Annotated in this window: 20 protein-coding genes; 11 read left to right on the top strand and 9 right to left on the bottom strand. The window is 69.2% G+C overall.

Annotated elements, in window-relative coordinates; translation table 11 throughout:
* Positions 1 to 30: 30 nt before the first annotated feature.
* From I5803_RS21160 to I5803_RS21140, 5 genes are read left to right on the top strand one after another with little or no spacing between them, the layout of a single operon-like run.
* Complete coding sequence (locus tag I5803_RS21160) at positions 31 to 1443, top strand: iron-containing alcohol dehydrogenase (RefSeq protein ID WP_196988285.1); 1413 nt, start codon at positions 31 to 33, stop codon at positions 1441 to 1443.
* Entirely contained in the window at positions 1440 to 2762 is a 1323-nt protein-coding gene (locus I5803_RS21155) for an extracellular solute-binding protein (RefSeq protein ID WP_196988284.1), read from the top strand. The genes I5803_RS21160 and I5803_RS21155 overlap by 4 nt, the downstream gene beginning before the upstream one ends.
* Before the next feature lie 25 nt (positions 2763 to 2787).
* On the top strand, positions 2788 to 3696 hold the full coding sequence (locus I5803_RS21150) for an ABC transporter permease subunit (RefSeq protein ID WP_196988283.1): 909 nt from the start codon (positions 2788 to 2790) through the stop codon (positions 3694 to 3696).
* A gap of 5 nt (positions 3697 to 3701) precedes the next feature.
* Positions 3702 to 4622: an ABC transporter permease subunit gene (locus I5803_RS21145; protein ID WP_196988282.1), complete on the top strand. Its 921-nt coding sequence runs from the start codon at positions 3702 to 3704 to the stop codon at positions 4620 to 4622.
* A gap of 19 nt (positions 4623 to 4641) precedes the next feature.
* Entirely contained in the window at positions 4642 to 5400 is a 759-nt protein-coding gene (locus I5803_RS21140) for a glycerophosphodiester phosphodiesterase family protein (protein WP_196988281.1), read from the top strand.
* A 25-nt stretch (positions 5401 to 5425) separates the two neighbouring features.
* On the opposite strand, the gene I5803_RS21135 is transcribed toward I5803_RS21140, so the two are convergent.
* Genes I5803_RS21135 through I5803_RS21105 form a run of 7 tightly spaced genes read right to left on the bottom strand, consistent with a single transcriptional unit; the run spans position 5426 to position 13553 of the window.
* Positions 5426 to 7027 (bottom strand): FGGY-family carbohydrate kinase, encoded by a 1602-nt coding sequence (locus I5803_RS21135; protein WP_196988280.1) that lies wholly within the window; start codon positions 7025 to 7027, stop codon positions 5426 to 5428.
* Positions 7027 to 7755, bottom strand: coding sequence for an SDR family oxidoreductase (locus I5803_RS21130; protein WP_196988279.1), 729 nt, complete (start codon positions 7753 to 7755; stop codon positions 7027 to 7029). The genes I5803_RS21135 and I5803_RS21130 overlap by 1 nt, the downstream gene beginning before the upstream one ends.
* 24 nt (positions 7756 to 7779) lie before the next feature.
* Positions 7780 to 8814, bottom strand: coding sequence for an ABC transporter substrate-binding protein (locus I5803_RS21125; RefSeq protein ID WP_196988278.1), 1035 nt, complete (start codon positions 8812 to 8814; stop codon positions 7780 to 7782).
* A 15-nt stretch (positions 8815 to 8829) separates the two neighbouring features.
* The gene (locus tag I5803_RS21120) at positions 8830 to 9600 is read right to left on the bottom strand and encodes an ABC transporter ATP-binding protein (RefSeq protein ID WP_231402490.1); all 771 of its coding nucleotides are present in this window, start codon (positions 9598 to 9600) and stop codon (positions 8830 to 8832) included.
* Positions 9601 to 9605: 5 nt separating this feature from the next.
* Complete coding sequence (locus I5803_RS21115) at positions 9606 to 10403, bottom strand: ABC transporter permease (protein WP_196988276.1); 798 nt, start codon at positions 10401 to 10403, stop codon at positions 9606 to 9608.
* A complete protein-coding gene (locus I5803_RS22165; RefSeq protein ID WP_196988275.1) occupies positions 10400 to 11266 on the bottom strand; it encodes an ABC transporter permease in 867 nt (288 codons plus the stop codon). The genes I5803_RS21115 and I5803_RS22165 overlap by 4 nt, the downstream gene beginning before the upstream one ends.
* 1 nt (position 11267) lies before the next feature.
* Positions 11268 to 13553, bottom strand: a complete 2286-nt coding sequence (locus I5803_RS21105; RefSeq protein ID WP_196988274.1) for an arylsulfatase — start codon at positions 13551 to 13553, stop codon at positions 11268 to 11270.
* An 86-nt stretch (positions 13554 to 13639) separates the two neighbouring features.
* Between I5803_RS21105 and I5803_RS21100 the strand changes: the two genes are divergently transcribed.
* From I5803_RS21100 to I5803_RS21075, 6 genes are all read left to right on the top strand, one after another.
* Positions 13640 to 14650 (top strand): LacI family DNA-binding transcriptional regulator, encoded by a 1011-nt coding sequence (locus I5803_RS21100; RefSeq protein WP_196988273.1) that lies wholly within the window; start codon positions 13640 to 13642, stop codon positions 14648 to 14650.
* A 102-nt stretch (positions 14651 to 14752) separates the two neighbouring features.
* Positions 14753 to 15418, top strand: coding sequence for an RNA polymerase sigma factor (locus I5803_RS21095; RefSeq protein WP_196988272.1), 666 nt, complete (start codon positions 14753 to 14755; stop codon positions 15416 to 15418).
* A complete protein-coding gene (locus tag I5803_RS21090) occupies positions 15415 to 15810 on the top strand; it encodes a cupin domain-containing protein (RefSeq protein WP_196988271.1) in 396 nt (131 codons plus the stop codon). The genes I5803_RS21095 and I5803_RS21090 overlap by 4 nt, the downstream gene beginning before the upstream one ends.
* Positions 15811 to 15932: 122 nt before the next feature.
* Positions 15933 to 16610, top strand: coding sequence for a response regulator (locus I5803_RS21085; RefSeq protein ID WP_435520867.1), 678 nt, complete (start codon positions 15933 to 15935; stop codon positions 16608 to 16610).
* A gap of 118 nt (positions 16611 to 16728) precedes the next feature.
* Entirely contained in the window at positions 16729 to 17514 is a 786-nt protein-coding gene (locus tag I5803_RS21080; RefSeq protein ID WP_196988270.1) for a mechanosensitive ion channel family protein, read from the top strand.
* A 95-nt stretch (positions 17515 to 17609) separates the two neighbouring features.
* Positions 17610 to 18701 (top strand): hypothetical protein, encoded by a 1092-nt coding sequence (locus I5803_RS21075; RefSeq protein ID WP_196988269.1) that lies wholly within the window; start codon positions 17610 to 17612, stop codon positions 18699 to 18701.
* Positions 18702 to 18708: 7 nt separating this feature from the next.
* Here the strand turns inward: I5803_RS21075 and I5803_RS21070 are convergent, their stop codons facing one another.
* Both I5803_RS21070 and I5803_RS21065 read right to left on the bottom strand, forming a co-directional pair.
* Positions 18709 to 19653, bottom strand: coding sequence for an ATP--guanido phosphotransferase (locus I5803_RS21070; RefSeq protein WP_196988268.1), 945 nt, complete (start codon positions 19651 to 19653; stop codon positions 18709 to 18711).
* Between the two features lie 7 nt (positions 19654 to 19660).
* Entirely contained in the window at positions 19661 to 21157 is a 1497-nt protein-coding gene (locus I5803_RS21065; RefSeq protein WP_196988267.1) for a mechanosensitive ion channel family protein, read from the bottom strand.
* Positions 21158 to 21163: the final 6 nt, after the last annotated feature.

Here is a 21163-nt window from a genome sequence, read left to right as displayed (position 1 = left end):
CAAACGTTTTGTCGGCGATACACTTGTTCAATGGCGCAGTTGACACCGGTTTTGCAGGCAGCGCTGCGCGATGCAGCGGTCACCCGTGACGTGGTGATCGAGCGCGGCGCGGCCGCGGCGCTGCCGCTCGTCGCGGCGCGCCGCGTCACCGGCGCCCGCTGGATGGTGGTGGCCGACGAGCGCACCTGGCGCGCCGCCGGCCATGCCGCGCACACGGCCCTTGCGGGCGCCGGTGCGCTCATCGCGCCTGCGCTCGTGTTGCCGGGCCAGCAGCGGCTGAAGCCCCGCGCCGACGCCGCGCATGACATCGCACGGCAGCTGACCGAAGCGGACGCGGTGCCGGTGGCCGTGGGCTCCGGTGTCGTCAACGACCTCGTCAAGTACGCCGCCCGACTGACGAACCGTCCCTACATCTGCATGGCCACCGCCGCCTCCATGGATGGCTATGCGGCTTCGGGGGCCGCGCTCCTGCAGGACGGCTTCAAGCGGACGCTGGCCTGCCCACCGCCGGTGGCCGTGCTGGCGGACCTGGACGTGCTGGCGAATGCCCCGGCGCAGATGACGGGCTGGGGCTACGGCGACCTCGCGGGCAAGGCCGTCGCGGGCGCCGACTGGCTGCTCGCCGATGCGCTGCAGGTGGAAGTCATCAACCCCGGGCCCTTCGCGCTGGTGCAGGACCACCTCGCCGGATGGATCGCCGATGCGCCGCGCCTGGCCGCACGGGACCCCGATGCGCTCGGCGGTCTGCTCACCGGCCTGCTCGTCAGCGGCTTCGCGATGCAGGCGCACGGCAATTCCCGGCCCGCGAGCGGCAGCGACCACCAGTTCTCCCACCTCTGGGAGATGGAGAACCTGCAGGTCGGCGGCGAACCCGCGGCGCATGGTGCGTGCGTCGGCGTGGGCTGCGTGGCGATGCTCGGCTTGTACGAGTGGCTGCTGGCCCGGCCCGCGGCCGCGGTGCAACAGGCGCGCGCGCCCGGCGCGTACGACGACGCGGCGCTCTCCGCCGAGATCGGCGACGCCTTCGGGGCAGCCGATGTCGCGTCCGCCGCACGCGAAGAAATGAAGGCCAAGCGGGCAACAGGCGACCGCGCGAAACGCGTGGCGCGCTTCGCCGAGGCCTGGCCCGCGCTGCGCGCCACGCTCGGCGCACGCCTCATCGGCGCGAGCGCCATGCAGCGCCACCTGCGGGAGATCGGCGCGGCGGCGCACCCGGCCGATCTGGGCATTTCCCTGCAGACCCTTGCCGCCGACTACCGGCGCGCGCGCCTGATCCGGCGGCGCTACACCTTGCTCGACCTGCTGGAAGACCTCGGCTGGCTCGACCAGGCCGTGGCCGACCTTTTTGCGCCTGACGGCTTCTGGGGCCGCCAGGGCGCCGCGCGCGCGACAAACGAACCCGTTCCCATGCACCCCGAACCCATCGAAGGAGACACGACATGAACATTCTCAGGCGCAGACTCGCATTCACAGCGATCGCAGCCGCGCTCGTCGCGGGCACCCAGGCAGCCCGGGCCGAGCCGGTGCAGGTGCAGTGGTGGCACGCCATGAGCGGCACGCTCGGCGAGCGCGTGGATGAACTGGTGAAGAAGTTCAACGCCTCGCAGCAGAAGTACGTGGTGGTGGCGACCTACAAGGGCAACTACGACGACGTGATCAACGGCACGATCGCGGCCTACCGCGCGAAGCGCGCGCCGCAGATGGTGCAAATCTACGAGCGCGGCTTCATGACGATGATGCTGTCGGACGCCGTCCTGCCGGTGCAGGACTTCATGACGCAGCGCCACTACCAGATCGACTGGAAGGACTTCGTCGGGCCGGTCGCGGGCTTCTACAGCTACAAGGGCAAGCTGCAGGCCATGCCTTTCAACTCCTCGTCGCCCATCCTCTGGTACAACAAGACGCACTTCGAGAAGGCCGGCTTCGCCAAGCCGGCGCAGACCTGGGGCGAGCTGGAAAAGCAGCTCTACACGATCAAGCAGAAAGGCATCTCCGCCTGCGGCACGGTGTTGCCGGGGGACTACCACTGGAGCTACCTGGAGAACTACAGCGCGATCAACGACCTGCCCTACGCCACCAAGGCCAACGGCTACAAGGGGCTGGACACGGAATTCGTCTACAACAAGACGATGGTCGTGCAGCAGGTGGGGCGCATGAAGAAGTGGCTGGACGACGGCGTGATGGAAATCGCCGGCCAGGGCGCCAACCCCGAGCAGCTCTTCGCGTCCGGCCGGTGCTCCACCCTCCTCGCGTCGACGGCCGCGCACGGCAACATCGAGCGGCTCGCCAAGATCGACTGGAGCGCGACCTACCTGCCCTGGGAGCAGGGCAAGACGCCGAAGAACAGCACGATCGGCGGCGCCTCGATCTGGGTGCTCAAGGGCTCGAAGCCGGCGGAATACGAGGCGACGGCCGCCTTCCTGGACTTCCTGGCGAAGCCCGACACGCAGGTGTGGTGGCACAAGGTCACGGGCTACGTCCCGCTGACCGACAAGGCCTACCAGATCGCGAAGATGGAGGGCTACTACAAGGACCACCCGACGCGCGAGATCGCCATCCTGCAGCTGGGCCGCGGCACGCCGACTGAAAATTCATTGGGCTTTCATTTCGGCAACTTCACCCAGACCATGTTCGCGCAGCGCGAGGAAGTCGACGCGGTCTTCGCGGGCAAGAAGCAGCCGCAGGCCGCGATGGACTCGGCCGTGCAGCGCGGCAACGAGGTGCTGAGGCAGTTCGAAAAGCTCAACAAGGGCAAGTATTGAAGGACGTGGCGCGATGGCGGCGGGCATGAACGCGGGCAACGACAACGGGCTGAAGCGGGCGCACTTCGACAAGGTGCGCCTGCCGGTCCTGCTGCTGCTGCCCCAGCTCACGATCCTGCTGCTGTTCTTCTTCATCCCCTCGCTGCGCGCGCTGACGCAGGCGTTCCTGCTGTCCGACCCCTTCGGCAACAGCGTCCAGTTCGTCGGCTTCGACAACTTCCGCCAGCTGCTCGCGAGCGAGGTCTACCGGGAATCGGTGCAGGTGACCGTCGTCTTCACGCTCGCCCAGAACGCGCTCACCATCGCGGCCGCGCTGGTGCTCGCGTTCGCGTCGGACCGCGTGATCCGCGGCAAGGGCCTGTACAAGTCGATCATCCTGCTGCCGTACGCGATCGCGCCCGTGATCGCAGGCATCCTCTGGGCCTTCCTCTTCAACCCTGCGGTCGGCCCGCTCGCACAGCTGCTGCGGGGCGCGGGCGTGGCGTGGGACCCCAACCGCAACGGCACGGACGCGATGGTGCTGGTCGTGCTCGCCGCCTCGTGGAAGCACATCTGCTACGACTACATCTTCCTGCTCGCCGGCCTGCTCGCCATCCCGTCGTCGCTGATGGAAGCGGCGGCCGTGGACGGCGCACGGCCCTTGCGCCGGTTCTTCACGATCGGGCTGCCCCTGCTCGGCCCGACGCTCTTCTTCCTGGCGGTGATGAACTTCGTCTACGGCTTCTTCGAGGTCTTCGCGATCATCCACGCCGTCACGCGCGGCGGGCCGGCGGGCGCCACCAACGTGATGGTCTACAAGGTGTTCACCGACGGCTTCGTGAACCTCGACCTCGGCTCCTCCGCCGCTCAGTCGGTGATCCTCATGGCGTTCGCGCTGGTGATGACCCTGCTGCAGTTCCGCTACGTCGAGCGCAACGTCAACTACGATTCCTGACGCACATGGTCGAACGCACGCCCCTGCTCAACGCAGCTTGCCACGCGATCCTCCTCGGCGGCGTGGCGATGGTCGTCCTGCCGCTGTACCTGGCGTTCGTCGCCGGCTCGCTCACGCTGGACCAGGTGCAGGAAGTGCCGCTGCCCTGGGTGCCCGCCGGGCACTTCCTCGACAACGCACGCACGGCCTGGCAGAGCGCGCACTTCAATCGGCTCTTCCTCAATTCCTTCATCGTCGCCGTGGGCATCACGGTCGGGAAGATCGCGGTCTCGCTGCTCTCGGCGTTCGCGATCACCTACTTTCGCTTCCCCTTCCGGATGACAGCGTTCTGGCTGATCTTCGTCTCGCTCATGCTGCCCATCGAGGTGCGCATCTCGCCGACCTACGAATCCGTGGCCAACGCTGCACTGCCCTTGCAATGGCTGGCCGAGCTGCTGCACGTCGCCGACGGCTGGCGCGCGCTCACCGGGCACCAGGTCGAGATCGCCCTCGAATGGAACATGGTCAACACCTATCCCGGGCTCATCCTGCCGCTGATCGCATCCGCCTCGGCCACCTTCCTCTTCCGCCAGTTCTTCCTCACCGTGCCGGAAGAACTGTGCGAGGCCGCGCGCCTGGACGGCGCGTCGCCGATGCGCTTTTTCTGGACGATCCTGCTGCCGCTCTCACGCTCCAACATCGCCGCGCTCGCGATCATCCTGTTCCTCTACGGCTGGAACCAGTACCTCTGGCCGCTGCTCTTCACGACCGACGCCGACATGGCCACCGCCGTGATCGGCCTCACCAAGCTCGTGCCGAAGGCCGACTCGCTGCCCGCGTGGAACGTCGCCATGTGCGCGGCCCTGCTCACGCTGCTGCCGCCGGTCATCGTCGTGGCGGTGCTGCAGCGGTCGTTCGTGAAGGGCCTGGTGGACAGCAGCAAATGACCCATGGGAGACCCCTGCAATGATCATCGTCGGGCACCGCGGCGCGCGCAATCTCTGGCCTGAAAACAGCCTGTCCGGATTCCGGGAACTGGCGGCGCTCGGCGTCGAGGCCGTCGAATTCGACGTGCACGAGACGCGCGACGGCACCGCCGTCGTGATCCACGATCCGCTCATGGACCGCACCACCGAGGGCAGCGGCGCGATCCGCGACCTGCCGGCGGCGCAGGTGCTGGCCACGCCCTTGCGCGCCGGCCAGGGCGAGCGCGGCGGCCCGGCGGGCGAATGCGTGCCGTCGCTCGACGACGTGCTCGCGCTGTTCCGGCCCACCGGCATGGAGCTGCATGTGGAGATCAAGACGAATGCCGCCGGCGAACTGCCGCCGGGCGCCATCGCGCGGCTCGTGAAGAAGCTGCACGGCGCCGGCGTCGCGGACCGCAGCATCCTCACCTGCTTCGTGCCCGAGGTGCTGGAGCAGGTGCTCCAGGAATGGCCGCAGGGACGCGTGCTCGCGTCGCTCGACCATCGCTCGGCGGAAATGCTCGGAGGCATCACGAAGGCGCTGGCGCGCTACGCGGCAATCCCCGGCTGCATCGTCGCCGTGCAAAAGACCCTGCTTGCGGCGACCTGGGATGCGTGTTCCAACGCCTTAGGCAGCGAGCGGCTGGGGGCGTGGGTGCTCAACGAGCCCGACGAGATCGCGCAGTGGATCGGCATGCCGATCCGGCAGATCACCACGGACAGGCCCGACCTCGCACTGGCGGCGCGCCGGAAGGCCTGACCGGCGGCTTGCCGCCTGCAAGGGCTCAGCGGATCGCCCGCCCGACGTCCTGCAACCGCCGGAATGCGTCGTAGCGCGCATCGTGCAGCGCGGCGATGTCGCCTCCGGCCGGCGTGTAGGTCTTCCCGATGTGCGACATGCCGGACATCGCCTCCTGCACGTCCGCGCACAAGCCCCCCGCCACGGCGCCTAGCATCGCGGCGCCCAGCAGCACGGGCTCCTGCGCTTGCGTGGCGAGCACCGGTTTGCCGGTGACATCCGCCAGCAGCTGCCGCACGAGATCGTCGCGTCCCGCGCCGCCGCTGATGACCACGCGCGCAATAGGCGCACCGGCGGCGGCCTGCGTGTCGATGATCTGCCTCAGGCCGTAGCCGATGCCGCAGATGCCTGCGACGTACAGGGCGACCAGGCTGTCCAGGTCGTTCTCCATGCCGAGCCCGGCGATCAGCGCACGCGCATGCGGGTCGGCGAAGGGCGCGCGGTTGCCCAGGAATTCGGGAACGACGTGCAATCCGTTCGAGAGCTGCGCCGCTTGCGACAGCGACGGCACCTTGCGCGCCGCGAGCGTGGAGAGCAGCGCCGGCAAGGACTGCCCTTCGGCCGCCGCGCGCCGCGCGCCCTCGGCCGCCGCGGGATGCATCGCGAGCAACTGCTCCATCGCCGCCCCGGCGGCGGACTGGCCGCCTTCGTTGAGCCACATGGCGGGCACCATGGCCGAGTAGTAGGGCCCCCACACGCCGGGCACGAACACCGGCTCGGCGGTCGTCGTCATGGTGCACGACGAAGTTCCGAAGACATAGGCGAGGCAGGCCTGCGCGTCACCGTCCGCGCCGACGGTGCCGATGCCGCCGGCATGCGCGTCGATCATGCCCGCGCTCACGGGTGTGCCCGCGCGCAGGCCCAGCTCCGACGCGGCCTTCGCTGTCAGGCCCGCGCCCACCGGCGAGCCCGGGTCGACGACGTTGCGCCCGATCCGCGCGAAGCCCTCGTCCGCCAGCACGCCCAGCCCGATCGCGCGGAAGTAGCTGTCGTCCCAGCGGCGCTCGTGCGCGAGGTAGGTCCATTTGCAGGTGACGGTGCAAGTGGAGCGCGCGAGGTCGCCGGTCGCGCGCCAGGTGAGGAAATCCGCCAGGTCGAAGAACTGCCACGCCGCACGGAACTGCGCGGGGCGGTTCTCCAGCAGCCAGAGCAGCTTCGGCGTTTCCATCTCCGGGGAAATGCGGCCGCCCACGTACCTGAGCACGTCGTGGCCCATGGCATTGATGCGCTCCGCCTGCGCGACGGCGCGGTGGTCCATCCAGACGATGATGTCGCGCGCGGGATCCTCCGACGGACCGACCGCGAGCGGCTCCCCGCCCTCCCCCAGCACGACGAGGGAACAGGTCGCGTCGAAGCCGATGCCCGCGACATCGCCTGCGCCGACTCCCGCCTCCTCGCGCGACAGCTTCACCGCCGTGCACACCGCCGCCCAGATCTCGCTGCTCGACTGCTCGACGATGGCACCCGGCGCGTGGAACAGCGCGAAGTCCTGCTTCGCCGATGCCAGCATGCGGCCCGCCGCATCGAAGATGCCGGCGCGCGCGCTGCCGGTGCCGACATCCACGCCGATGACGTACTTCGCCGCCATCAGAGATCGACGTTGTTGGGAAGGATCACGAGGTCGCGGATCGTCACGTTCCGCGGCCGCGTCAGCATGAAGACCACCGCGTCGGCGACTTCCTGCGGCTGCATCAGGCTGCCGGACGCGAGTGCCTCCTCCATCTTCGCCTTGGGCCAGTCGTCCAGCAGCGCGGTGACGACCGGGCCCGGCAGCACCGCGCCGACGCGCACGCCATGTTTGGCGACCTGCCGCCGCGTGGTGTGCACGAAGGCCTGCACCGCGAACTTCGACGCCGTGTAGATCGGCTCCCACACCACCGGCACCACGCCCGCGACCGAGCTGGTGAAGAGGATGTCGCCGGACTTCTGCGCGACGAGGTGCGGCAGCACGGCGTGCACGGAGCGGAAGGCCGCGTTCACGTTCAGGTTCAGCATGCGGTCCCAGTCGTCCGGGTTGCCCTCGGCCACCTGGCCGCCGACGTAAGAGCCCGCGTTCGCGTGGAAGATGTCGAGCCGGCCGGCGGAGTCGAGGATGCCCGGCAGCATCGCGGACACCTGCGCCGGCTGCAGCAGGTCGACCACCAGCGGCCGCGCCTGCGGCCCCAGCTCGGCGCACAGCTGCTCCAGGCGCTCCCGGGCCCTGTCGACCAGGACCACCGTCGCGCCCTCGGCCAGCAGCGCCCGCGCGCACGCCAGGCCGATGCCGGAGGCGGCGCCTGTGATGGCCGCCACCTTTCCCTTCATGCTTTCAGTCATGGCACTGCTCCCGGAGGCGACCGATCACTTGCGCAGCTTCTTCGCGGCCTCGAGGATGGGCAGGCCCGAGCCGATGGCGCTCTTCAGGTCCGGCACCTTGTCGTAGGCGCCGCCGGCCACGAAGACCTGCGCCGTTTCCGTGAGGGCCTTCTCGCTCGCGCCGGAGCGGGCATCGGCCAGCGCCTGGTCGAGCGTCTGGTAGTCGCGGTAGCCGAGCGTGTAGCGCGCCTTCTTCTCGTCGCCGTCGATGCCGACATCCTTGTAGAACTCCAGCAGGTAGGCCACGGCCTTCTCGCGGTCCTTCATGATCAGCTCGCTCGCGCGGAAGCCCGCCTCGACGAATGCGGCCGCGGCGGCCGGGTTCTCCGTCGCGAATTTCTTCGTGACGATCCACGGGTCGACGACGGAAGTGCCTGCCACCGCGCCGTCGCACACCACCTCGAAGTTCTCCTTGTCGTTGACGAGGTCGATGTCGGGCGACGAATCGGTGGTGCCCGCGGCGATCTCGCCCGAGCGCAGCGACTGCCGCGTGACCGGGGGCTCCAGCGGCACGACCTTCATCTTGCCCGGGTCGACCTTGAAGTGCTTCGCGCAGGCATAGAGCACCTGGCTCCAGGTGCTGTTGGGGACCGAGCCGATCTGCTTGGTGACAAGTACCTGCGCGGGGCTGGAGCCCTTGAGCGCATCCTTGCGCATGATGAGCTTGATGTTGCGGTCTTCCTTCATCATCGTGCCCACGGGCGTGAGGCCGAACTTCGCGTAGCCGGTGATCGCGGGCGGCGAGCCGATCCAGCCGCCCTGCCAGTCGCCTGCCGCGCCCGACGCGAGCGCCGCGCCGCCGTTCGGGAAGTACTTGATCGTGGCGTCGATGCCGTTGCCCGAAAAGTAGTTCAGCTTCTTGGCGAGCCACATCGGGAAGCCCGCCTCGTTCGACTGGCTGATCAACACCATCTTGACCGGCGCGCCGCCCTGCGCCAGCGCATCCGCGGGCCAGGCGCCCACGGTGATGCCCGCGGCGGCCACGGTGACGGTGGCCATCAGTTTCAACAACTTCGTCATGAGCTATCTCCTTCGTTAGTGACGCACAATCTGTCCGCGAATCAGGTCCCAGATCTCTCGCTTGGCCTGCATGAAAGCGGGGTCGTCCCCGGCTTGTTCGATGTCGACGCCCCGCCAGGCGGCATCGCGTGGTACGGCGATCTCCCGCAGGATTCGCCCCGGCCCGCGCGACATCACGATGACGCGGTCGCTCAGGTACACCGCCTCTTCCACGCTGTGCGTGATGAAGAGCACCGTGTAGTGCAGCTCGCGCTGCAGTCGCGAAACCTCCTCCTGCAGCACGGTGCGCGTCTGCGCATCGAGCGCGCCGAAAGGCTCGTCCATGAGCAGGATCTCCGGGCGCACCGCGAGCGCGCGCGCGATCGCCACGCGCTGCTGCATACCGCCGGACAGCTCGTGCGGGTAGGCGTCCCGGAACTGCTTCAACCCCATGAGTTCCAGCTGCTCGGCGATGCGCTGTTCGCACTCCTCGCGCGGCAAACCGGCCACGCGCAGGCCGAAGCCGATGTTCTGCGCGACCGTCTCCGAGGGAAACAGGGCGAAGCGCTGGAACACGACGCTGCGGCGCGGGCCCGCCGGGCCGGCGGGCCGGCCGTCGACCAGCACTTCCCCGCTGCTCGGGGCCTCGAGCCCCGCGGCGATCATCATGAGCGTGGACTTGCCGCAGCCCGACGGGCCGACGACGGTGACGAACTCGCCCTTGGCGATCGACAGGTCGCAGGGTTCGAGGGCGACCGTCTCGCCGCCGCGCGCACGGAAAGTCTTGGAGACTCCCCTGATTTCCATCTTGGTCATTCGAGTGGCCGGACGAGCGCCGGCTTCCAGGGCAAAGCAGAAGTCTGGACGCGCTGCAGCACCGCGTCGATGAGGAACCCGAGCAGGCCGATGCTGGTCATGCCCACGAGGATGGTCGCGGCGGAGTCGTTCACCTGGCCCTGCGAGATGAGGAAGCCGAGGCCCTGCTTGCCGACGACCAGCTCTGCGCCGACCAGCGCCATCCAGCCATTGCTGAACGCGATGCGAAAGCCGGTGAAGATCGTGGGCGCCGCGACAGGCAGCACCACCCGGCCGAGCGTCGTCATCGACCCCGCGCCCAGCGTGCGGGCCGCGCGCACGAGGATGGTGTCCACCTGCGCGACCGCGAGCTGCGTGTTGATGATGCACGCCGGGAATGCGGCGATGAAGACGATGAGCGCCTGCGTCGTCGTCGACGCGCCGAACCACAGCACCGCGATCGGCACCCAGGCGAAAGGCGGGATGTAGCGCAGCAACTCGAACACCGGCGTGACGACGGCGCGCAGCGGCGGCAGCCACGCGAGCGCGATGCCGAGCGGAAGCCCGAGTGCCAGAGCCGCGAGGACGCCGAGGCCCCAGCGCTGCAGGGAGACGGCTGCGTGGCCCACGAGCGTCGCCCCGCTGAAGGGCTCCGCGAACAAGGCGCCGAATCGCGCGACCACGTCCCACGGCGAGGGCAGCACGCGCGGTGGAATGAAACCGGGGATGGCCGTGGCCAGCCACCACGCCGCGAGCAGCACGGCCAGCGCGGCGCCGCCGTACAGCGTGGCGGAGTGAGCGGATGTCCGGCTCACGAGGCCGCCCCGGCTTTCGCCCAAGGCGCCACCCAGCGCGTGAGCAGGTGCATCCCGATGGAAAACAGCGCACCGAGCAGGCCGATGATGGCCATCGCCACCAGGAGGATGCCGACTTCCAGCGTGCGCGACGCATTGAGCGCGATGTAGCCGAGCCCCGCGGTGGCGGCCAGCAGTTCGGCTGCCACCAGCGTCGTCCACGCGTTGCCCAGCGCGATGCGCGCGCCGGCGACGAGCGTCGGCAAGGCGGTGCGGCACACCACGCGCGTGAGGATCTGCCTGTCGCTCGCGCCGAGCGTCTTCGCGGCGCGGATCAGGATGTTGTCGATGGAATACACGGCCTGCATCGAGTTCAGCACCCACGGCACGATCGCGGCGATGAAGACCACGAAGATCCGCGCGGAATTGCCGATGCCCAGCCAGAGGATCGCCAGCGGAATCCACGCGAGCGGCGGCACGGGCCGCAGGATCTGGAACACCGGGAACGCGATCCAGCGCACCCGCTTCCACCAGCCCATCGCGATGCCCAGCGGCACGCCGATGGCTCCCGCGAGCAGCCACCCTCCCGCGACGATGCGCAGGCTGGCGGCGATGTGCTCGCCCAACGAGCTGCCGAGGTAGGGCCGCGACCACAGCCGCACGAAGGCCTCCCACACTTCCAGCGGCGGCGGCATGAAGAGCGGGGAGATCCAGCCGCCCTCCCGCGTCGCGAACCACCACAGGCCGAACATCGCGGCGAGCGACACCGCCGCGATCACCAGCCATTGCACGCGACCCGGCTCGCGCCGCCAGAACGGCAGCGTCGCATCGGCACCCGGCGCCGAGCCGGGCCAACGCCACGGGGATTGCGTTGCGGCGGCCACGTCAGTCCATCGGCTGGTGATCGACCGGGTGCTGCTGCGGCTCGAGCTCGATCTCGACCCGTTGCAGCACGCCCGGCGTGAACGCGAATTCGTCCGTGTAGGCGTCGCTCACGCGCGAGAGCGAGTCGCGGCCCACATCCAGCGCGGACCAGGAGATGAACCAGCGCGCGCTGCGGGGAATGACACCCTCGCCCACGGCCTTGCCATCGACCAGCAGGCGCCCGGTTCCCGCGTAGTCGGCCGTGCGCTCGAACACGAATTCGAGCGTGCGCGATTGCGCCGTCACCGCGCCCGCCGCGCTTTCGATGCGGTAGGGCGTGCCCTCGTGGTTGTATTCGTAGAAGAGGCGGCCGGACTGCACGTACATCGTGAAGCCGCCGCTCAGGTCGCCCAGCGAAACGATCACGCCTTGCGGCGCCTCGTTGGCGCCACCGCCGCTGGCCTCGCCCAGTCGCGCGGTGATGCGGAAGGACCGGTTGATCATCAGGGGCGCGGCGCCGCTCGGGATGCGGCTCATGCCCGGGTACAGCACGAGGCGCGTGCGCAGGCGCGGCGAGCCGTGGCTCTGGTAGCGCACGGCGCGCTCGGGAAAGCCCCGGTCGTCCAGCGGCAGCACGCCGAAGCGGCCCGCCTCCGCCCACCAGCGGCCGATCAGGTTCTGCAGGCGCTCCGGGTGCTGCGCCGCGAGGTCCCTGCATTCCGAGAAATCCTCGTCGAGGTTGTAGAGCTCCCAGCTGTCCTGGTCGTAGGTGTTGCCGCGCCGGTGGAAGGACACCGCCTTCCAGCCGTCGTGCCAGATGGCGCGGTGCGTGAACATCTCGAAGTACTGCGTCTCGCGCCGCGTGGGCGCCGCCGCATCCTCGAACGAATAGCGCATGCTCACGCCGTGCACCGGCATCTGCGGCACGCCGTTGTAGACCTGCGGCGCGGTAATGCCCGCGAGGTCGAGGATCGTCGGCGCGACGTCGATGACGTGGTGGAACTGGCTGCGCACGTCGCCGCGCGCCTTCAGCCCGTCGCGCCACGAGACGATCAGCGGGGCGCGCACGCCGCCCGCGTGCGTGTTCTGCTTGTAGCGGCGCAGCGGCGTGTTGCCGACCTGCGCCCAGCCGTGCGGGTAATTGGTGTGGCTGCGCGGCCCGCCGATCTGGTCGAGGCGCGCGAGGTTGTAGGCGAGGTCGGGCTGGTTGCCGTTCTCGTAGGCCACGATGTTGGTCGTGCCGCCCGCGCCGCCTTCCTGGCTCGCGCCGTTGTCGGCGAGCACCACGAAGATCGTGTTGTCGAACTTGCCGATGTCCTTGAGGTAATCGACGAAGCGGCCGAGCGCGTGGTCGGTGTGGTCCACCATCGCCGCGAACGCTTCCTGCAGGCGCGCCGCGACGAGCTTCTCGTCGGCCGACAGGCTGTCCCAGGGCTCCACGCCCTGGTTCCTCGGCGCGAGCTCGGTGCCTTTCGGGATGACGCCCAGCTCCAGCTGGCGGCGATAACGGCGCTCGCGGATCACGTCCCAGCCTTCGTCGTACTTGCCGCGGTACTTGTCGAGGAAGGCCTGCGGCGCCTGGTGCGGGCAATGGGCGGAGCCGAACGCGAGGTAGGTGAAGAACGGCTTCTCCCCCGAGGCCGAGACCTGGTCGCGCACGAAGTCGATCGCATGGTCCACCAGGTCGTCGGTGAGGTGGTAGCCCTGCTCCGGCGTCTTCGGCGGGTCGACACGATGGTTGTCGTGCACGAGGTCCGGGTAGAAGTGGTCCGTCAGCGCGTCGAGGAAGCCGTAGAAGCGCTCGAAGCCGCGTCCGAGCGGCCACTGGTCGTAGGGGCCCGCGGCGCTCGTCTGGTCGATGGGCGCGATGTGCCACTTGCCCAGGCACATGGTGTTGTAGCCGCTCGACTTGAGCATTTCCGCCAGCGTGGCGGCCTGCTTGCTCACATGGCCGCGCGTGCCGGGAAAACCGCTGTCCGCGTTGGCGAGGAACGCCATGCCGACGCTGTGGTGGTTGCGGCCGGTGAGCAGCGATGCGCGCGTGGGCGAGCAGAGCGGCGTCACGTGGAAGTTGTTGTAGCGCAGGCCGCCCTCCGCGAGCGCGTCCATGGTGGGCGTCGCGATCTCGGAGCCGTAGGAGCCGAAGCTGCCGAAGCCGACATCGTCGTAAAGCACGAGCACGATGTTGGGCGCCCCTTCCTTCGCGCGCACGGGGTCGGGCCACCAGGGGCGCGACTCCTGCCAGGTCGCGCCGATGCGGCCCTTGAAGTCGAGGTCGGAATTGCCGGGGGGTGTGGGATCTGCCATGAGGGTTGTCGCGGGGTGGTTTTGCGCAATCGATTGCGCTACATTCTAGGCAAACCCTTCGCCAGCCCGCCTGTCGTTTACCCGTAATGAGAAAGAACAAGTCCACCATCTACGACCTCGCGCGCCTCGCCGACGTGTCGGCGACGACGGTGAGCTCCGTGCTCAGCGGCAACTGGCGCAGCCGCCGCATCGCCGAGGAGACGGCGCAGCGCGTCCTGGCGCTGGCGGCCGAGCACCGCTTCAGCGTGAACCGGCAGGCGAGCGGACTGCGCACGAGCCGCTCCGGCCTCATCGGGATGATCATCCCGCTGCACGACAACCGCTACTTCAGCGGCATGGCGCAGACCTTCGAGAAGCTCGCGCGGCAGCGCCACCTCTACCCCATCGTGGTGAGCACCCTGCGCGACCCGGCGCTGGAGCTGGAGACGGTGCGCACGCTCATCTCGTACCGCGTCGAATCGCTGGTCGTCGCGGGCGCGACGGACCCGGACGCGATCAGCGACCTGTGCAAGTCGCACGACATCGCGCACGTGAACGTGGACCTCCCGGGCCGCAAGAGCACCTCCGTCATCACGGACAACTTCTGGGGCGCGCAGCAGCTCACGGCGGAACTGATCGCGCGCTCCAGGGCGCTGCGGGCGGCGGCGCGCAACCGCCCGTACTTCCTGGGCGGCATCGCCACCGATTACGCGACGGCGCGCCGCATCGAAGGCTTCACGGACGCCGTGCGCACCGCGCTCGGCGACATCCAGCCCGGGCAGGTGGACGCCTGCGGCTACGAACCCGACCTGGCGGAAGCGGCCGCCGCCTCGCTCTACAAGCGCATCGGGGGGCTGCCCCGCGCGCTGTTCGTGAATTCCACCATCGCGCTGGAAGGCGTCGTGCGCTTCCTCAAGCGGCTGCCGCACGAAGAGCTCGAACGGTGCGCGTTCGGCTGCTACGACTGGGACCCGTTCGGCAGCATGCTGAGCTTCCCCCTGCTCATGGTGCGTCAGAACGTCGACGGCCTGCTGGAGCAGGCCTTCGCGGTGCTCGATGCGCAAGGCGAAGGCAAGTCCCGCCTGATCGAGATCAGACCGGTGCTGGTGTTCAGCTGACCCGGGGAACGCCCGAACGGAAAGACGCCGGCTTCGCAAGGGGCGCCATCCTACAAGCCCGCCGCATCGCATCGGCGATACCTGTGGAATGCAGGTCACCGCTTGACGAACGACACGAACGGCCAGGCGCGAGCCGGCGGGACGCCCCCCTGGGAACTCCAGAACCACGAACTGCGCAGCCTGATGCTGCAATGCAGGAATGGAGACATGCGCGCGTTCGAGAAGCTGTACGCCCTCACGGCCCGGTGGATGCTGGCGCGCGTGCGCCGCATCGTGGACGACGGGCAGGCGGAGGATGTCCTGGCCGAGGTGTACATCCAGATATGGAACAGCCTGGATTCCTATGACGAGAGCAGGTCGCCCCCCGCGGCCTGGATGGCGATGATCGCCCGCAGCCGCGCGCTCGACCACCTGAGGCGCGAGCGCCGGCACCGCTGCGATGCCGACGCCGAAAGCAGCGAGCCCGCGCTGCTGCTGTGCGAGGACAGTCCGGAACGATTGCTGAGCCAGGCCCAGGACGCGCAACTCGTCCATCTGTCGCTCGCAACGCTCGAAGCGCAGGAGCGGCTGGTGCTGGGCTTGTCCTACTTCCACGACTACACGCAAAGCCAGATCTCCGACCTGATCGGGATGCCCCTCGGTTCGGTGAAGACGCTGGCCCAGCGGGGGCGCAAGAAGATACGCAAGTTCCTCGCCGGTCTCTGCGCCGCCCACCCCGCGCCGCTGGCGGCGAACGCCGCGGCCGCGGTGCCGGAGGCACGGACATGAAGGACGACCAGGCGCTGCTGGCGCGGGTGAAAGCGCGCGTGATGAAAGCGATACGGGAACAGGCGACGTCCCGCCCGGCGAACCCGCAGGTCGTGCGCCTTGGCGATGCTGCGGGCTGGGAGACAGTGGCTGCCGGGATCGAGCGCAAGATGTTTTGGAGTGCGGACGAGGTGAGGTCGTGCCTCGTCCGGGTCGCGCCCGGCACGACGGTGCCGGGCCACCTGCACGAGGTCGACGAGGAATGCCTCGTGCTGGCCGGCAGCTGCCGCATCGGGCCCGACATCGAGCTGCGGACCGGCGACTTCCATGTCGGGCGGCGCGGCACCTGGCACGGCGACGCGTACACGGAAACAGGCGCGACGCTCTACCTTCGAGGCTCGCCGGTTCTCTGAATCCCGGCGCTCATGCGCGGCGCTCATCCGGCGCGGCAAATCGGTACCCGCTCCGTACGGTAACGTACGGACGCCGCAGGCTCGCGCGGCCATGCTGGGGGCGTTCGTATCGAGAGCCCTCCATGAAAGCACCCATTCCGTGCAACACCCGGGTCGCGGCGCACCACATGATCCGTGTCGGCATCGCCGACGACCACAGCATCGTGCGTACGGGCCTGCGCGCCTACCTGCACGAGCACGGCGACATGGATGTCGTCGGCGAAGCCGGCGACGGCAATGCCACCATGGACCTGACCCGCGTGGTGCCGATGGACGTGCTCGTGCTGGACCTGGAGATGCCGGGCAAGGGCGGGCTCGACATGATCCGCACCATCCGCACGCGCACGCCCGACGTGGGCGTGCTGGTGTTTTCCGGCTACCCGGCGGCGAACTATGCGGTGAACGTCATGCGCCTGGGCGCGCGCGGCTTCCTCAGCAAGCTGTGCGAGCCCCGCGACGTCGTCGAAGCCATCCGGCGCGTGGCCGCGGGCCACGCCTACCTGTCCCCCGACGTCGCGGACATGCTCGCATACGACATGGGGCGCACGGTGAGGCGCAAGCCGCACGAGAGCCTGTCGAATCGCGAATTCCAGCTGCTGCTGCACATGGGCCGGGGCCGCACTTCCGCGGAGATCGCCGACGCGCTCTCGCTCAGCTGCAAGACCGTCAGCACCTACCGCAGCCAGGTGCTGAAGAAGCTGGAGATCCGGACGAACAGCGAGATGACGCTCTACTGCGTCTCGAACGGCCTGCTCGACTGAGCCTCGTCGAGCCTTCGCGGTTCGGCGCTCTCTCCTACGCCGCACCCTTTGCGGCTCCCACGCGGGCCCCGCGGTGTCTCCACGAGATTGGCTCACCACACATCGACGGAGCCTTCCCATGACGCAGATCACCGAATGGAGCACAGCCTTCATGACATCCATGGCAGCGGCCATGGCCCTTTTCTTCTCCGCGATCCCCAAGGTCCTGGGCTTCGCGGTGATCCTGGTCGTGGGGTGGTTCGTCTCCTCGCTCGTCGCCAAGGGCGTCGCCGCCCTGCTGCGCGCCGTGAAGTTCGAGGACCTCGCGCGCCGCGCGGGCCTGGCGGACTTCGTCTCGCGCATGGGCACGAACACGGATTCGTCCGGGATGATCGCGCTCGTGGTGAAGTGGTTCATCCGGCTCATCGCGCTGGTCGTCGCGTTCGACGCGCTGGGCCTGCCCGCCGTCTCCGACGTCCTGCGCCAACTGCTGCTGTGGCTGCCCAACGTGATCGTGGCGCTGGTGGTCCTGGTGATCGGCGGCCTGGCTGCCAAGGCACTCGGCAATGTCGTTCGCGGCGCGGCGAGCGAAGGGGGCCTCGGCAACGCGGAGCTCCTGGCCAAGGTCGCGGCGACCATGGTCTGGGCCTTCGCGATCGTCGTGGCGGTCAACCAGATCGGCATTGCCACCACGCTGGTGAACACGCTGTTCATGGCCTTCGTCGGCGCGATCGCACTGGCCGCGGGCCTCGCCTTCGGACTGGGAGGCAAGGACACCGCGGGCGAGATCGTGCGCAAGTGGTATGCCTCCGCGCAGGAAAACAAGGGCCAGATCGTGCGCACCGCCGAGGCGGCACAAGGGCGGGTCGAAGCGGCGCAACCTCAGCGGCAAGCGCCCGGCGCGGGGTCGATCGAACGCCCGTAGCAGTTCTTACGAAGCGCTGACCCATATGAAGGAGGGGGACTGCACATGATCGCTCCATCCACCCCATCCACCCCATCCACCCTTACGGAGCGATCATGTCCACCCCCACTTTTTTCGCCGGCGAGGCCACGCTCGTCAATTCCACCACCGAAGGCTTCCAGGAGCTGCACCACCTGTTCGCGACGCCCGACGGCGGCTACGAGGTCGCCTGGAGCACGACCTCCGGCACGCCCGGAAACTTGTCGACGCAATGGTTCGCGCAGCGCTACGACGGCGCCGGCGTGAAGGTCGGCGGCGAATCCGCGATCGCGGGCCCCCCCGATGCACCCGCGTTGTCGGCCGGCCAGGACGAAGTCTTCCTGTCCGACGGCAGTTCGGTGCGTTTGAACGGCGAATCTTTTGGGGCCTTTACCGCACAGCTTTACGACAGCAGCGGCCAGCCGGTGGGCGAGCCCTTGCTGATGAAAGGTGCCGCGCGCGGCTGGACGTACGCGGGCACGCTGCTCCCGGACGGCAACGTCGCGCTCGTCTTCCAGCCTGTGAACGGCACGGGCCCCGGCGAGATCTTCACCGCGCTGCTCGACAAGACGTCGCCCCCGGCGGGCGCCGTGTTCGGCGCGTCCGGCGACGACCAACTCGGCGGCACCGGCTCACTCGACACCGCCGTCATCGCCGCGCCCCTGTCCAGCGTCCACGCGCATTCGTTCGCCGACGGCAGCTTCACCCTCGCGTCCGGCGCCGGGACCGACACGCTCACGGGCATCGAGCGCGTGCAGCTGAGCGACGCGCTCTTCGCGCTCGACACGCGGGGCCCGGATGGCCACGCGTGGCAGGCCGCCGCTCTCCTGCACGCGGGCCTCGGCGCCCTGCCCGGCATCCACGAGCTGAGCATGTGGACCTCGCAGGCCGACCTCACGTCCGGCATGGGCGCCCTCGCGCAGAAGATGATCGACTTCTACGCGCCCGGCGTGTCGACCGCCGCGCTGGTCACGCAGGTGTACGGACAGCTCGTCCATACGGCGCCGGGCGCGGAGACCGTCCAGACCTACGTGGACCAGGTGGGTGCCGGGCGCACGTTCGAAACGCAGGGCGACCTGCTGGCCTTCGCGGCGAACCTTTCGCTCAACACGGATGCGATGGTGGGCTTCACCGGGAGCGTCCAGGCGCTCGATCCGGCCTTCTTCTAGCGCCGGCTCAGGCGCCCGCGCACAACAGGCGCATGTCGTGCAGCAGCGCCGCCTCGGGGGCGCCCACGCGCCGGCGGAACCCCACGTCGGCGAGCCCGCCGGCGCGCGCGGAGTGCTCGCCCCACGCGCCGCGGATCTGCACGACGCCCGCGGACTCGAGGGCCTCCAGGCGCGGCTGCTGGGACGTGTCCATCCGCATGTCCACCATGTAGCTCGCCCGCATGCCGCTGCCGACGTTGCTCGGGCAGCTCGTGAGGTGACCGAGGCTCGCGTCGACGCAGAAATCGAGCTGGGCCGACAACGCGGCCATCACCGTGGACACCACGTCGGCGCACGCCGAGACGCGGGCGCCGGGCAGGACGACCGCCACGCGCAGGTGGTCTTCCTCGTTGATCCAGACCGACAGCTGCCGGTTGCGGGTGTTGAGCACGCTCCTGCCCACCGGCCAGTCCGCGTAGATGTCCGCGGCCTCCATGTACTTGTCGTCGCGCCCGAAGGCCAGGCGCCTGGCCACCATCGACCCGAGCGACAGCCGCGGGATGTCCCCGATCTTCCTGATCCAGCCGCCGGTGTCCACGGCCAGGGTGCCGCACGCGCGCACGATCTTCGCCTCCACCGCCAGCCGCTCCGCCGGCGACATGCCCGCGGGAAACGCATGGCCCGCGAGGTTGCGCGCGACGCGGATGCGCGTGGACACGACGGCCGCCGGATTCACGCAGGCGAGCTCGCTGCCGGGCGGCAACGGGCAGGCGCGGAAATGCGCGAGGATCGGCTCGAACAGTTCGCGAAACACGTCATAGCTGTCCGCATCGGGCGCATAGACCCCCACCGAGCTGTCCGGATGGCGCGTCCCCGAGCGGATCACGTCCTCGAGCCGCACCCCCGCGGATGTCGCCCTGCCCGACAGCCCGGCACGCAGCGCGTCGTCCAGGTAGCGGTGCAGCAGCGACATCGCGGGCTTACGGCATCTCTGCGAGCGCGGCCGCGCGCGACGCGTCGGTGTCGGGCCGCAGGCGGAAGAAGTCGCGGATGCGCAGGAAGATGCTGCGCTCCTCGGCCCGCTGCTGCACGGCATCCTGCGGTTTGTGCAGCGCGGATTCGTTCGCCTTCTGCCGGCGCGCGATCATGTGCGCGACGCGCTCGATCAGCGCCGGGTTGTGCTCGAAGATGCCCGCCATCGTGTCCTTGCGCACCTCGAAGGTGACCGAGGGCTCGCGTGCCACCACCGTCGCCGAGCGCGGCGCCCCGGTGAAGAGCGACATCTCCCCCAGGCAGTCGCCCGGCCAGAGGTGCCCCACCGTCACCGGCCCGGCCTCGGATTCGATCACCACGTCCAGGCTGCCCTCGGACACGACGAACATGCTGTCGCCCGGCTCGCCCGCCACGAGCAGGCGCTGCCCCTTGATGAGGCGCGACGTGCGCACTTCCTCGGCGACCTTCGCGAGATCGACCGGCGGCAGGATCGACAGGAAGTTCACGCTGGACAGCATCTGCAGGCGCGCGCCGGCGTGGTCGAAGTGGAACTGCCCCACTTCGCCGGGGCGCGCGATCTCGTTGCGCAGCGTGCGCGTCACGGGCACGCCCGCCGCCTTCAGGAACTGCAGGGCGTAGAACAGCACCGTGTGCCGCGCCTTCGTCGGCGAGATGCGGCCGACCTCCAGGCAGTAGAGCAGGCGGTAGGTGATGATTCCTTCCTTCACGCCCGCGACGCGGATGTACGGCGCGGGCCGCGAGAGCACGCCGTCCATCAGCGCCCGGTCGACGGCCGTCTCGAGGATGGCCATGACGCGCGCCTCGTCGTGCGAGGCGTCCAGCTCGATCGTCGTGCTGTATTCCGACACGGGCGTGGGCCGCGACCGGTTCGTCACCATGATCGCGGCGAACTCGCCATTCGGGATGATCACGATGTTCTCCGACGTGTCGGCGATCACCACCGTGCGCCACGCGATGTCGAGCAGCTTGCCCGAGAGGTCGCGGCCGCGGTATTGGAAATCCAGCCAGTCGCCCGGCGCGAGCGAGGCGTCGATCTGCAGCGCGATGCCCGAGAAGATGTCCGACACCAGCCCGCGCAGGGCGAAGCCCAGCACCAGCCCCAGAATGCCCGACGCGCCCAGGATGGCGGCCAGGGATTTCTCGAACACGAGGCTGATGGCCGACGACAGCATCACCACGTAGATCACGAAGGTCGCGATCTGCAGGGCGAGCCGCGGCACGCGCGTGCCGCCCTTCGAGTCGACGTTGCGCCGCGCGAGCGTCCACATCACCTCTTCGACGAGGGAGGCGAAGGCGATGAACTGGAGGAAGGGAATGCCGTCGCCGATGAGGCCGCCGGCGTTCGCGCGCGTCGCGGACAGCCAGCCGACGGGGCTCTCCAGGAAGTGGACGGAAGCGACGGCCAACAGGATGTTCGCCCCGGCGACCGCGATGAACTTCTTGGTAAGGAACTGCTTGAGCATGCGCAC

Origin of the sequence: Caenimonas aquaedulcis (assembly GCF_015831345.1) — a bacterium.
GTDB lineage: Bacteria > Pseudomonadota > Gammaproteobacteria > Burkholderiales > Burkholderiaceae_C > Ramlibacter > Ramlibacter aquaedulcis.
This window is presented reverse-complemented; position numbering and strand designations above follow the sequence as displayed.

Coding starts and splice junctions, on each gene's coding strand:
- I5803_RS21155 (WP_196988284.1), top strand. CDS start 1,440: ATGAACATTCTCAGGCGCAGACTCGCATTCACAGCGATCGCAGCCGCG.
- I5803_RS21130 (WP_196988279.1), bottom strand. CDS start 7,755: ATGACTGAAAGCATGAAGGGAAAGGTGGCGGCCATCACAGGCGCCGCC.
- I5803_RS21075 (WP_196988269.1), top strand. CDS start 17,610: ATGTCCACCCCCACTTTTTTCGCCGGCGAGGCCACGCTCGTCAATTCC.
- I5803_RS21080 (WP_196988270.1), top strand. CDS start 16,729: ATGACGCAGATCACCGAATGGAGCACAGCCTTCATGACATCCATGGCA.
- I5803_RS21090 (WP_196988271.1), top strand. CDS start 15,415: ATGAAGGACGACCAGGCGCTGCTGGCGCGGGTGAAAGCGCGCGTGATG.
- I5803_RS21140 (WP_196988281.1), top strand. CDS start 4,642: ATGATCATCGTCGGGCACCGCGGCGCGCGCAATCTCTGGCCTGAAAAC.
- I5803_RS21065 (WP_196988267.1), bottom strand. CDS start 21,157: ATGCTCAAGCAGTTCCTTACCAAGAAGTTCATCGCGGTCGCCGGGGCG.
- I5803_RS21135 (WP_196988280.1), bottom strand. CDS start 7,027: ATGGCGGCGAAGTACGTCATCGGCGTGGATGTCGGCACCGGCAGCGCG.
- I5803_RS21100 (WP_196988273.1), top strand. CDS start 13,640: ATGAGAAAGAACAAGTCCACCATCTACGACCTCGCGCGCCTCGCCGAC.
- I5803_RS21145 (WP_196988282.1), top strand. CDS start 3,702: ATGGTCGAACGCACGCCCCTGCTCAACGCAGCTTGCCACGCGATCCTC.
- I5803_RS21120 (WP_231402490.1), bottom strand. CDS start 9,600: ATGGAAATCAGGGGAGTCTCCAAGACTTTCCGTGCGCGCGGCGGCGAG.
- I5803_RS21160 (WP_196988285.1), top strand. CDS start 31: ATGGCGCAGTTGACACCGGTTTTGCAGGCAGCGCTGCGCGATGCAGCG.
- I5803_RS21070 (WP_196988268.1), bottom strand. CDS start 19,653: ATGTCGCTGCTGCACCGCTACCTGGACGACGCGCTGCGTGCCGGGCTG.
- I5803_RS21085 (WP_435520867.1), top strand. CDS start 15,933: ATGAAAGCACCCATTCCGTGCAACACCCGGGTCGCGGCGCACCACATG.
- I5803_RS21105 (WP_196988274.1), bottom strand. CDS start 13,553: ATGGCAGATCCCACACCCCCCGGCAATTCCGACCTCGACTTCAAGGGC.
- I5803_RS21125 (WP_196988278.1), bottom strand. CDS start 8,814: ATGACGAAGTTGTTGAAACTGATGGCCACCGTCACCGTGGCCGCCGCG.
- I5803_RS21150 (WP_196988283.1), top strand. CDS start 2,788: ATGAACGCGGGCAACGACAACGGGCTGAAGCGGGCGCACTTCGACAAG.